Origin of the sequence: Chroococcidiopsis sp. (genome assembly GCF_051657925.1) — a bacterium.
Lineage (GTDB): Bacteria > Cyanobacteriota > Cyanobacteriia > Cyanobacteriales > Chroococcidiopsidaceae > Chroococcidiopsis.
Genome location: NZ_JBOFLP010000194.1, coordinates 1 through 12,011 on the forward strand (window position 1 = coordinate 1; position 12,011 = coordinate 12,011).

The window sequence follows — 12,011 nt, forward strand, 5'->3', positions numbered from 1 at the left end:
GTATTGAGATGAGCGATCAAAGGTTCTAATTTATTTTTTATGACTTTTTGAGTTGCTGCATTAGATTCTAATAGATCGTACTTAGTTAGCACTATAGCTAATGGATAATTTAATCCATTGAGATAAACCAAGCTCGTCAATGCCATGACTTGCTCGAAAATATTTTCCAATACTTGAATGTAAGCATCGCTGTGCCTGAGAGCGTAGGCATCAATAAACACGCAGCAGCCATGCGAGTTAAACACGAGTTCGCGAAAATCAGAGTTGTGAACGTCGCAGATTTCTCCAGGGATATCATTCCAGCGGAAATGGCATACTGTTTTTTCACCCCACAAGCTTTGTCGTTTTAGGTTAAAGCTGAAGTTGACGATTTTCATCGTCGGTGGTGGATACTGATCCGTCTGGTCTATATATTTAAGAATTTTATCTACGTTTTCCTTTACCTGGTTGTCTTGGCATTCAAACCATAATTTGTGCGGTTGCTTTTTGGAACTTTCAGTCTGTAGCTCCGTATAGCTACCGACGAGGAAAACCGTTTTTCCTACGCCTCTTTGCCCAATGCTTAAAAGATTAAATGTTCTATTTTTTGGTGAGTTTTGAGGTAACACGGTTAGATGCTGCTTGCGAAGTTTCACTGACATAGTTTTTTTTGGCTCTAGAGTTTTTGTAACATTAGCTTAATTGTTACGTGAGATTGATTAGCAGCAGCATACCACTAAGTTATTATTCCTGAAAGTTAAATACCATACATCACTATTCACTGCATCGCTAGCAAATAACTCCAAGGATTACACTTGATTTTGCTGCGACGGCAGAATAAATGTAATTGCGGTCAATCTACCTGCAATTCTGATGCTGCTCCTAAAAACGCACATTTAGACTCTAAAGAGATTGCATATAGCGCGTTCTAGAAGTTCGCAGCCGTGTGTCTCTATAATGTCTTGCATTTGAATAAAACAGTTGTTGGCGGTTATTAGGCTGACAAACCCTCTCTTTCGAGCATAGTGGCAAGCCATCAGCCAGTCCACTGTTTTAAAGAAAAAACTTAGAGTCTTCATTAAGCATTAGAGGCAGGCTAGACAATTCGTAAAAGCTAATATCTTTAGATAAAAAAAGTTTATCTGATAAAAGAAATCTCCAGACGTAAAAAAATAGATTTTTTTCACTTTTGCGAGTATTTAGAAGGTAAAATCTCAGCGTAAGCGCAAGGGGGCAAAACCGGCTTGCTCCACGAGTTGCTGTCCTTCTTCAGAAAACACTAAATTTGTGTAGGCAATCCCAGCGCGTTCGTCAACGCTGCCATCTCGCTTGACGATGATGTAAAGGCGACGAGTTAAGGGATAAGTACCGTTAGCAAAAGCTGTAGTATTAGCGACATTTTTGCGCTGGAGATCGAAAGGAGAAACAAAGCCACCGTTACTTGCAGCCAGTGGCAAGGGAGAGATGGTTGCTAAAGAAATAGGATCTATGCTCTGCTGGCGAACTGCTTCTGAGGCAGTAGCGTAGCTGATTCCGCCTGGAGTTTTGGCGACGGTACGGATAGCATCGGTTGTCGTGTTAACTAATCGCACGTTGGAGCCAAAGTTTTCTTCTGCCAGAACTTTTTCTTGCAGAAAATCAGCAGTACCGCTGACTTGAGGATCGCGGCTAATGGGTACGATCGGTAAATCCGAACCACCGAGTTGTTTCCAGTTTACGATCTTCCCAGTGAAAATATCTTTAACTTGGGACAGCGTTAATCCAGTAACGGCAACTTGAGGATTGGCATATAGAGCAATGCCATCGATCGCCACGGGAATTTGTTCTAGAGTAAAACCGAGCCGTTGGGCTTGTCTTAATTCTGCCGCTCGAATCGGGCGAGAAGACTGTGCGAAGCTGAGTTTACCTGTTAGCAACATTTGGATGCCTACGGTAGAGCCATGTCTATTTTTATAAGGATCGGTGTAGAGTAGATCAAATTGTGGCTGAGCTTGGGCAATCGTCGCGACAGTTGTGGGCGATCGCAGTGGCGCAAAAGTGGTAGAGCCACCATATCGAAACGTACCTGAAGGGACGTTAGGAACTGCTGCCAAGGCTTTGTAGTTTCGATCGCGCTTGACTTGCGATGCTACGTAGACTCGCGAATCGGTATTAGACATACCCGAATGCATCAGACCGTATAGCGAAAACCCGAGCGCTACCGCACTTGCTAAAATGCCAACTTTGAGCCAAAGTTGAGAGTTTTTATAACCCCAAGTCAGGCGTTCGGCGTTATTATTAACTGTTTGTCCTAATGCCAACGGCTTCAAATCGACTGGGGAGAAGTTATTTCCTGCTAATGCCAAGCGACCGGAGTTAGAATTTGCCGACATAGAGTGGCGATCGCGGCTGGCAGTCGAATTTTTTTTGTATTTAGATAATAAATTTGTCGAATCCTTCTGAATCAAACTTTCTGACTCTCGATCTTTTCCTAATGTTTGTTTGTAGAACTGATACAACGGTAACTTGGGTTTTGACTGACTCTTAGAGGCGATCGGATCGACTGCAATAGTCGCAGCATCTGCTGTAAGAACATGTCCCGGTTCAAGCTCTAAGCCATCAATTGCATAACTAGTATAAATAGAGAGATGCGCCATTTGCTGCTCGTAAGTTCTTTCTGGGAAATCGACGGCACTTTCCTGTGCGTCAATCGGCACAAATAGCTCCAACAAATTTCCTTGACGCAAGTCTGTATAGCTTTGCTGTCGCAGGTACAGAGGAGTTGACACCCCTGCTTTTGCTGGTTGGTAGTCCCACAAATTTGATAAAACCTTGGTTTTTATATATGCGCGAGGCTGATGTCGATCTAAGATTGTTACTGGTCCTCGCTCCAAACAAGTAAATATATTTGCTAGTTGAAAATCAAACAGTGGTTCTGAAATGTAATAACAAATAAAATATGGTACGTTGCCGCGTCCTAGCTCGTCCACGCCATCGTTGTATAACCAGCCAAACAAAGTTTGCTCTGAGTCGATTTGATATATGTAAGCCGCACGATATTTGGGTTCTGGAGGATTGTAAGAATCCCAATGTTGGGAAACGACATGTTGCAAGAAAGCTTGCTGAATTTCTGGCGAAACCTGCGGACTGCAAACAGTTTTGAATCCTTTGCCTGCAAAGCTGGTATAAACAAGTTGACCGAGAAGTAAGTACATATGTCTAAATTTAAAAAGCTAAATGCGGCTACCTATGTTGAAAAGTATTGCAAAAATTTAAAAATGACCTCAAGATGCTAAATGTGAAAGTTTTTTCGGCAGCAGTTTTCAGAGTATTAGCCAAGCGAGCGCACAATGAGTCAAATTCCTTTCCATTTTGCCGAACAGTATTCCACCCGTAGCCGTACCACTACCTCTAAATGTATCCAGGATAATAATTTTAGCAGTATAAAAATTCACGACTCTAGAGATAATTATCCGCCATCTTGCCGCAATAATCCAGACCCAGCAACTCAGCTTCCCAAACATCGCCTTTGGTGGCAAAAAAGCAATTTTAGAACCAAGATCGTAGCGTTAATTGTTGCCATTGGTATTTTGCCAGTTTTGACTGACAAAACCCTTGCGCAAGCTGACGATCGCGTAGTCCCGCAGTTTAATGCCCAAGCTGAAGCCCGCGTGGACAATCCAGACCTGGCTGATTCTCCCAGTCAGCTGCCAGTGACTCTTTTAATCGAAACTGTTGTCGCATCGCTGCTACTAATTGGTTTGTTGACTGCTTTTTTTGCCAATCGTGCCATGCGTCCAGCAAAATCTGTTGTCGATGCAGATGACAAGCCGAAATTAGAACCGGATGAATCGTACTCTCCGCTAGCAATTCTCAATAGTGCAGCATTAGAAAAGGTTGATGTTAGCTATCAACAAATTGCCACGATTGAGTCAGCTAAAATAGCGACAGAAATTTCGCTCAAATTTCGACAAGCACAATATCTCAACGAGTTATTAAAAACCGCTACGAAGGAAATACGGCGCGCCCTCAGTGCCGATCGAGTTTTCGTTTATCGATTTAATCCTGACTGGAGTGGTAGTGTTGTCGCTGAATCTGTTTTACCTGGCTTACCTTCCTGCTTAAAGATTAAAGTTACCGATACGTATTTTTCCGAGTCGAATGAGGGTGTAGAAAAGTATATCAATGGTCGAATTTGCGTGAATCACGATATTTATGGAGGAGAACTAACAGATTGTCATATTAAATTGTTAGAACAGTTTGCGATCAAAGCGCAGATGGTAGCGCCAATTACCAAAAACGGTCAACTATTTGGTTTATTGATTGTTAATCAATGTTCTGAACCTAGAGTTTGGCTGCCTCAGGAAGTTGAATTATTCTCCAATTTGGCAAAACAGGTAGGAGTAGCATCCGAACAAGTTGCATTTTTAGAAAAGCAGGAAGCCGATGCCGAACGTGCCGATTTACTCACAGAAATTACTTTGCGAATTCAGCAAGCTCAATTTTTAGAAGAGTTACTGAAAACTGCTGTGAAAGAAGTCAGGCGTGCGATCAAAACCGATCGCGTCGTCGTTTACGGTCTAGATTCTACTAATTGGGATGGCATTGTCGTGGCAGAGTCTGTTGCCTCAGGCTGGCCCCAAACTTTAAGAGTGAGAATTGACGATCCTTGCATGAGAGAAAAGTATGCCGAAATATACAAGCAAGGTCATGTCACAGTCATTGATGATATTTACCAAGAGGGACGAGTTGAAGACTGCTATCGCCGATTATTAGAGCAGTTTGCAGTTAAAGCTAATTTGGTAGCACCAATCTTGAAAAACAATGAGTTACTAGGATTGTTGATTGCCCATCACTGTTCCGAACCGAGAAATTGGCAACAGGAAGAAATTGACTTATTTGTTCAGTTAGCGACGCAATTAGGATTTGCGATCGATCGAGTCAGCCTGATGGCAGAAATGGAAACAGACGAGGAGTAGGCAGTTATCAGTTAATCAGTTGTCGTAGGGGCGGGTTTAGCCAGCAGATTCACGGGCTTTAGCCATCATCTTCGTTCGAAACCCGCCCGTACAGTTATCAGTTATCAGTTGTCGTAGGGGCGGGTTTAGCCAGCAGATTCATGGGCTTTAGCCATCATCTTCGTTCGAAACCCGCCCGTACAGTTATCAGTTATCAGTTAACTGTCAACCGTTAATTAACAACTCGTATTTAACTTATCGATCGCCGTAATGAGTTCTGCTGGTTGGTGGATGAGAAAATCGGGCTGATATTGTTCCAGGGCTGCGGCGGAGTTGAAACCCCAACTAACAGCGATCGCAGTAACTTTACTTCTTTTTGCTGCTTCTATGTCTCTGGTTTCATCTCCGACATAGACACTCTCTGACGGTGCAATCTTCTCTTGCTTCAAAATCTTTTTGATGACTCTACTTTTACTGAAGAGAGCGGCTTCTGTATAAATAAAATCAAATAAATAATCCATATCATTGAGTTCCAAAAAAGCAAAAATATTATCTTTAGAGTTAGAACTCAGGATGCCGACTTTATCGACTCGTTTTCTCAATTCGAGTAGAGTTTCTTTAATCTCGGGAAAAGGTTGAATTTTAGAAATTTCTGCATTCAGCTCTGATTTGACTTTAGCAACTAACAGGGGAAATTTGAGAATTGAAATGCCTGATTGTTTGATAATTTGACGCGAACTCAGGTTTTTAATCTGAGTAATTTCTGCGGTGCTGATGGGTTTATGTCCGAATTCTATAGCTAAGCGATTAGTAATACCGACAATGGAGTGAAGTGTATCGGCAATAGTACCGTCAAAATCAAAAAATATCACCTTAATGGTCATTACAGTGAATCGGAATAAACAATCGTAGCCGACGATTCAAGATTAGCACGGGCGTTCCTTCTCAGCATTTCGGGTTTGACCCGCCGCAAGGCTGAACCTGTAAAGCGCCGATCCCACTCGCCGTCTTCTATTGTTGCTAGTTCTGTGAGTTTTGGTGCGAGATTGTGTGCATAAGGATGAAATTCGTTAATGTCTGTCGTGCGAGCAAAACGCTGGTTCCAAGGACAAACATCTTGACAAATATCGCAACCAGCTACCCAACCATCAAGACGGGAAGCGATCGCTTCAGGTAACTGTTCGGCACGATTTTCGATTGTATGATAAGCAATGCAGCGATTGGCATCGACGATAAAAGGCTGCGTAATTGCTTGTGTGGGACATGCCTCTATGCAGCGAGTACAATTACCGCAATGTTGCGTATGGGGTCGATCTGGGATCAAAACTAAGTCAGTCAGCACTTCACCCAAAAATACCCAAGAACCATATTCTCGTGTAATCACATTACCATTTTTAGCAATCCAACCGATACCTGCCTGTTGCGCCCACGCTTTATCTTGAATTGGTCCCGTATCAGCATAGAACCGCGTTTGGATATCTGCTGCTTGCGATCGCAACCACTGACTCAAGGCTTTGAGCTTTTTATGCAATACCTTGTGATAATCTCTACCCCAGCCATAACGAGAAATTTTTGCATTTGTTGGATCTGTAGAATGCTGGTGAGGAGTGTAATAGTTGAGCGCCACGCAAATTAGCGATCGCACTTCTGGCATGACTAAACGAATATCCTCGCGCTTGGGGTTTGCCATCCATGCCATGTCTGCTTGGTATCCCAGTTGCAGCCAAGCTTGCAACCTCTGCCGCTCCGCAGTGCCTACTGCTTCCACTGCGGCAATGCCGACTTTGTGAAACCCCAATTCTAAGGCTTTTTGTTTGATTTGGTCGCTGGTTAAGTTAGTCATTGGTCATTGGTCATTGGTCATTGGTCATTTGGATAGTACACCCAAATGAGTGATGACGAATCACGAATGACAAATTCTAGAATCCTTCTATAGGGGCAGGTTTTGAGCTGCTCTTATGTGCGATCGTGAGCGTTAAGAGTGAGCTGTTTTTATCGAGAGGGATGAATGAATCGCATGGAAGCATCAACGCGATCGCCGCAGGATACGGTACGGCAAATAGAAGGAATTACAGAATCTACAATTATTCGTTACTTTGACACTTTAAATACAGAAAATTATCAAACCTGTGCAAATTTATTCGCTACAGATGGAGTGATGTATCCTCCTTTTGAAGAAGGAATTTTGGGACGAGAGGCGATCGCTACCTTCTTGCAGCGGGAAGCTCAGGGGATGAAGTTGGAGCCAGAGCGAGGAATTTCCCAGGTTGTGGAAAATGGCGATTTGGAAGTGCAAGTCGTGGGGAAAGTGCAAACCCCTCTGTTTGGCGTGAACGTTTCTTGGTTCTTTTTACTCAATTCTCAGCAAAAAATTGCTACCACCAAAATCAAACTCTTAGCCTCACCGCAGGAGTTGTTGAGTTTGAAGCGATAGGAAGGGAACAGTTGTCAGTTATCAGTTGTCAGTTATCAGTTATCAATCCACTACACCCTACACCCTATCTACTACTAGCCACTAACCACCATCTGAAAAGATTTTGCTAGGAGTTGGCGACCCATTTCGATACCTTTAGGGCTGCATTGCCAGTCTGGATATGCAGTCATTAGCAGACTCTCTAAAGTTTCATAATCGAATAAGTGCCATACAGCAGCACCATTCACCTTTACTGAGATGGCATAGCAGTTAGAACTGATACAGTAAACAGTACAAGCACTGGCTGCCCGTGCTACAGACATTTGTTCCCCTGCTTGCAAGGCTCTAAATTGCCGAATTGCTTGCTTGAACTCGTCAAAAGAGGAGACTGTTAGCCCTGGAATTGCTACGATCGCGCTGCGATCGCCATTAACAGCAATCCAGTAGTGACGGCTAGGATCGATTGCTTCCAACCAGGGTAGTTCATCATCAAGACGGTAGCGCAAAGACAAAGCAAATAACTGTGTCATGGGTATATCTGGGTTCTGAATCTTACGCCCAATTTCAAGCGATCGCATAGCTTGTCGTTAGGTTAGAAACTTAGCACTTGCCTGTTTATGACCTTGCTATGCAACCCTTTACCCCACTATTAGACATTCACTACCGATTGATAAACCTAACTTAACAAAATTTATAGTAAGTATTACTATAAGTTGAACTTTTTTAAATATTTCTCTATAGAGACGCGATATATCGCGTCTCTACAAAAACCTAGCCAACTAGCCCAGATCTCAGGGCGCGGACTGCGGCTTGGGTGCGGTCATCGGCGCAGAGTTTGTTCAGAATGTTGCGGACGTGGGTTTTTACCGTACCAACGGTAATGTATAGTTTTTCCGCAATTACAGCATTACTACAACCTTCTACAATGAGTTGCAATACCTCTAATTCCCTTTCGGTGAGGGGGTAAGCAGCTAACATTTGGTCGTAGTCTTCATCAGCTGCATGGATAGCAACAGTTTTGTTGTCTTTGTCTTCTTTACTAACTTCAGCGACTACAGCAGCAGGAACTTCGGCAGGTGCGGGTTTGACTTGCTGTAAAACAATACGGGCGATCGCGGGATCGATCCAAGCATTACCACTGTGGGTGACGCGCAATGCTTCTAGTAAGTTATCGAAACTAATATCCTTCATACAATAAGAATCAGCCCCCGCCGCAAAAGCAGCTAACACTGCTTCTCGATTGTCTCGCAAAGTCAAGATCAAAACTTTGGTAGTGAATCCTTCTCCCTCGCTTGCGGCTGCCTTAATCTCCCTAGTTAGTTCAATGCCATCTTTATCAGGTAACCCGATATCTACAATCGCAATATCGGGACGGGCTGTTTCTAATAACTGCAAACCGTCGCTAGCGTTGGCAGCTTCGCCTACTACTTCAAGTTCTTGCCGCTGTTGTAGTGCTGTTCTGATCCCGACGCGAGTGAGGTCGTGGTCTTCAATTAAAGCAACGCGAATTTTACTCATGTTTTTTACATTGTTCATTTGTCATTGGTCATTTGTCATTGGTCTGGTACTAAATGACAGATGATGCTTTGGCTGCGTGTCCTACAACTGAAAGTCAAGTGGGATTCAAAGCGAGGTAGATCGCAGCCCTGACTCACTGCTCTAGCCATTCCATAAACTCTTGTAGGAGTGCTATATCAAGTAAGTTTTTAACTCTAGCTTTGTTCAACAATTCAATCTTAGTACTTTTATTTACATTGCCATCCTCATCAGCTTTCATGCTCTATCATTGCCTAGACGATCTTTTGCTATCCTGCAAAAACCTCTACTTATGGCTTTAATACTTTTACCCAGTTTTTTTCATCCCCCTCAAGAGAGAACTTTTGGCTTTTCTCTTGATTTTAATTTTTTTTAAACTTGAGGTATTTTAGCTTAAACTTATAATAAAACTTAATTCTACAATAGTTGTAAATTTTTTGGCATAAAGGACGACAATTTTTATTAAAGACTGCCGGAAAGACTTATACAAAAAGAGTTTTTGGAAATTCTAATATTTAGATTTTATCCTTCCATCCCACTCTAGTAAGTTAATATTTTAACTGAGATACTGGTTGGATAAATTTTATTAATCGAACAGTGTCATAAAATTTTTTCTAGCATGAAAATAAAGTTGCTAATACAGTCAAAAACTAAATGAGCCAAATAGAAACAGTTCCTGGGGAACTTTGGCAGACCATCCATCCTGAAGATCGCGATCGCTATTACCAGCAACGGCAGCAAGCGATCGCTTGCCAGCAGGCTTACACTGTCTCCTACAGAGTTTTGGCAGCAGATGGAAACTATTATTGGTGGCAAGAACAAGTTATCCCAGAAGAGAGTAACGTACCAGATCGGCAAGTCACTTGTAGAGATCGAACCGAAGTAAAATCGACCGAGCCGGAATCGGCAAAGACACCAAGAAAAACAGCGCAACTAGAAGCCGTACAACAGAGATTTCAGGATTTAGTCAACGGGCTGGAGGACACGATTGTTTGGGAATACGATCCAGCAACGGCGCGATTTACCTTCGTCAGTCAAAGTGCAGCAGAAATTTTAGGCTACCCTGTGGAGCAGTGGCTACAGCAGCCGAACTTTTGGCAGAATCTCATTCACCCTGAAGATCGGGCAATGGTAGTACAATCTTACCACCAGAAAAAGCTAGGTCTTGATTGTAGTTTGGAATACCGCTGCATAGCCGCAGATGGACGTGTGGTGTGGTTGCGCGATCGCCTGCACTTTGCCCGCGATCGCGAGAGAAAATCTCAACTGCGGGGATTGATGTTGGATATCACCGCAGCCAAGCAAGCAGAAGCAGAATTGCGGGAAAGCGAAGCTCGATTTCGCACGATGGCAGACGGCGCACCCGTAATGATCTGGATGGCTGGGACTGACAGTTTGTGGGAGTTTGCCAATCAGTCTTGGTTAAATTTTACCGGATGCAGCTTAAAAGAGGAATTAGGTGAAGGCTGGATAGAAGCAGTACACCCTCAAGATGTCTCTCGTTGCGTGGAAACTTATTTATCAGCTTTTCACAGTCGGCAAGAGTTCGCGCACGAATTTCGCCTGCGACGGGCGGATGGTAAGTACCGTTGGATCTTTGAAAAAGGCAGTCCTCGGTTTACCCCCGACGGGAGTTTTGCCGGATATATTGGCTGCTGTTTGGATATTAGCGATCGCAAAGTTTCGGAAGACGCACTCAAAACGCGGGCAGAGGAATTAACTTATCTCACAACCGTGCTAGCGCAAACTAACGTGACGTTAGAAAAGCGCAATCAAGAATTAGATCAGTTTGCTTACGTTGCTTCTCACGATCTCAAAGCACCATTGAGAGCGATCGCCAACTTATCAGAATGGATTGAAGAAGATCTATCAGACAAACTGACAGCAGACACGCGCCACCAAATGAACCTACTACGGGGGCGCGTCCATCGCATGGAAGCCTTAATTAACGGATTGTTGCAATATTCTCGCGTCGGACGGTTGGACACACAAAAATCTGAAGTTTCTGTAGGAGATTTGTTAGCAGAGGTTGTTGACTCCCTCTCTCCACCTGAAACATGCTCAATTGAAATTGCACCCATGCCAACAATTCTGACTGAAAAATTGCCTTTACAACAAGTCTTTACTAATTTAATTAGCAACGCCATTAAATACCACCCCAGGCAGGATGGCAAAGTCAGTATTTCCGTGCAAGAGTATGCCTCACATTATGAATTTGTCGTAGCCGATGATGGGGACGGAATTGCGCCCGAGTATCACGACAAGGTATTTGGTATCTTCCAAACTCTGTCGCCCCGTGACACAATCGAAAGCACGGGAATCGGCTTAGCGATCGTCAAAAAAATTGTCGAACAACAAGGAGGTACTATTCGGCTAAAATCACAGCCAGGACAAGGGGCAGCTTTTTATTTTACTTGGAAGAAGTGAGGAGTGAGGGAATTGTGGACTCGGGAAGAATGGCTATGAGATTTTGGATTTTGGATTGCTCCTCTGCCCCTGAAGCCCCTCTGCTCCGCTACTTCCTTGTCCTCCTTGCCTCTCAAATTCTTCTTCCCTCGCCTCTCGCTCCTCACTCCTAACCCCTCCAAAGATTGAGGTGTATAGGCTCCAATTTTAGTCAAGATGGAATATATAAAACTTCATAATGAAAGACAAAATGATTCATATTCTGCTTGTCGAGGATGACGAAGTGGATGTCATGAACGTAAAAAGAGCGTTTAAGAAAAATAACATTACCAATTCACTCTACACAGCTAGTGATGGGATAGAAGCGTTGTCAATCTTACGAGGAAGTGAAGGCAAACCATCGCCAATCCCGCAAGAGCGGCGATTAATTTTATTAGATTTAAACATGCCCAGAATGAATGGAATTGAATTTTTACGAGAATTGCGAGGTGATGCGAATCTCAAGCAGATCCCTGTCGTTATGTTGACGACATCTAATGAAGACAGAGATAAAGTTGAGGCTTACAACCTGAATGTCGCTGGATATATTCTCAAACCAGTTACGTTCGATAACTTTGTCCAAGTCATGGCAACGCTGAATAATTATTGGACTTTAAGTGAAATGCCTTAAGTGAGAGAGCAGGGAGTAGAGAGCAGGGAGCAGGGCAATCTGTTCCTTAGCGCCTAACCCTTAACCCCTA

At 43.4% G+C, this 12,011-nt stretch carries 9 protein-coding genes and 1 pseudogene; 4 read left to right on the plus strand and 6 right to left on the minus strand.

Annotated elements, in window-relative coordinates; all coding sequences use genetic code 11:
- Positions 1-641: pseudogene (locus tag ACRC32_RS15445) on the minus strand (hypothetical protein); the annotation flags it as partial.
- Between the two features lie 552 nt (positions 642-1,193).
- A complete protein-coding gene (locus ACRC32_RS15450; RefSeq protein WP_438554801.1) occupies positions 1,194-3,173 on the minus strand; it encodes a PstS family phosphate ABC transporter substrate-binding protein in 1,980 nt (659 codons plus the stop codon).
- A 135-nt stretch (positions 3,174-3,308) separates the two neighbouring features.
- Here ACRC32_RS15450 and ACRC32_RS15455 point away from each other — a divergent pair, with 135 nt between their 5' ends.
- On the plus strand, positions 3,309-4,937 hold the full coding sequence (locus ACRC32_RS15455; RefSeq protein WP_438554802.1) for a GAF domain-containing protein: 1,629 nt from the start codon (positions 3,309-3,311) through the stop codon (positions 4,935-4,937).
- 215 nt (positions 4,938-5,152) lie between these two features.
- Here the strand turns inward: ACRC32_RS15455 and ACRC32_RS15460 are convergent, their stop codons facing one another.
- Positions 5,153-5,800: an HAD-IA family hydrolase gene (locus ACRC32_RS15460; RefSeq protein WP_438554803.1), complete on the minus strand. Its 648-nt coding sequence runs from the start codon at positions 5,798-5,800 to the stop codon at positions 5,153-5,155.
- Positions 5,800-6,759, minus strand: coding sequence for a tRNA epoxyqueuosine(34) reductase QueG (gene queG / locus ACRC32_RS15465; RefSeq protein WP_438554804.1), 960 nt, complete (start codon positions 6,757-6,759; stop codon positions 5,800-5,802). Before queG ends, ACRC32_RS15460 begins: the two co-directional genes overlap by 1 nt.
- 165 nt (positions 6,760-6,924) lie before the next feature.
- On the opposite strand from queG, the gene ACRC32_RS15470 reads away from it, so the two are divergent.
- A complete protein-coding gene (locus ACRC32_RS15470) occupies positions 6,925-7,350 on the plus strand; it encodes a ketosteroid isomerase family protein (protein WP_438554805.1) in 426 nt (141 codons plus the stop codon).
- Positions 7,351-7,424: 74 nt separating this feature from the next.
- Here ACRC32_RS15470 and ACRC32_RS15475 read toward each other — a convergent pair whose 3' ends face one another.
- Together ACRC32_RS15475 and ACRC32_RS15480 are read right to left on the minus strand one after the other, a co-directional pair.
- Positions 7,425-7,859, minus strand: a complete 435-nt coding sequence (locus ACRC32_RS15475) for a hypothetical protein (protein WP_438554806.1) — start codon at positions 7,857-7,859, stop codon at positions 7,425-7,427.
- 241 nt (positions 7,860-8,100) lie between these two features.
- Entirely contained in the window at positions 8,101-8,847 is a 747-nt protein-coding gene (locus tag ACRC32_RS15480) for a response regulator (protein WP_438554809.1), read from the minus strand.
- Positions 8,848-9,519: 672 nt separating this feature from the next.
- Between ACRC32_RS15480 and ACRC32_RS15485 the strand changes: the two genes are divergently transcribed.
- Both ACRC32_RS15485 and ACRC32_RS15490 read left to right on the plus strand, forming a co-directional pair.
- Positions 9,520-11,292, plus strand: a complete 1,773-nt coding sequence (locus tag ACRC32_RS15485; protein ID WP_438554807.1) for a PAS domain-containing sensor histidine kinase — start codon at positions 9,520-9,522, stop codon at positions 11,290-11,292.
- A 217-nt stretch (positions 11,293-11,509) separates the two neighbouring features.
- The gene (locus ACRC32_RS15490; RefSeq protein ID WP_438554808.1) at positions 11,510-11,941 is read left to right on the plus strand and encodes a response regulator; all 432 of its coding nucleotides are present in this window, start codon (positions 11,510-11,512) and stop codon (positions 11,939-11,941) included.
- Positions 11,942-12,011 lie beyond the last annotated feature (70 nt).

What these genes read in the sequence shown, in the direction of transcription:
- ACRC32_RS15490 (WP_438554808.1), top strand. Translation starts at nt 11,510, where the DNA reads ATGAAAGACAAAATGATTCATATTCTGCTTGTCGAGGATGACGAAGTG.
- ACRC32_RS15475 (WP_438554806.1), bottom strand. Translation starts at nt 7,859, where the DNA reads ATGACACAGTTATTTGCTTTGTCTTTGCGCTACCGTCTTGATGATGAA.
- ACRC32_RS15470 (WP_438554805.1), top strand. Translation starts at nt 6,925, where the DNA reads ATGAATCGCATGGAAGCATCAACGCGATCGCCGCAGGATACGGTACGG.
- ACRC32_RS15450 (WP_438554801.1), bottom strand. Translation starts at nt 3,173, where the DNA reads ATGTACTTACTTCTCGGTCAACTTGTTTATACCAGCTTTGCAGGCAAA.
- queG (WP_438554804.1), bottom strand. Translation starts at nt 6,759, where the DNA reads ATGACTAACTTAACCAGCGACCAAATCAAACAAAAAGCCTTAGAATTG.
- ACRC32_RS15460 (WP_438554803.1), bottom strand. Translation starts at nt 5,800, where the DNA reads ATGACCATTAAGGTGATATTTTTTGATTTTGACGGTACTATTGCCGAT.
- ACRC32_RS15485 (WP_438554807.1), top strand. Translation starts at nt 9,520, where the DNA reads ATGAGCCAAATAGAAACAGTTCCTGGGGAACTTTGGCAGACCATCCAT.
- ACRC32_RS15480 (WP_438554809.1), bottom strand. Translation starts at nt 8,847, where the DNA reads ATGAGTAAAATTCGCGTTGCTTTAATTGAAGACCACGACCTCACTCGC.
- ACRC32_RS15455 (WP_438554802.1), top strand. Translation starts at nt 3,309, where the DNA reads ATGAGTCAAATTCCTTTCCATTTTGCCGAACAGTATTCCACCCGTAGC.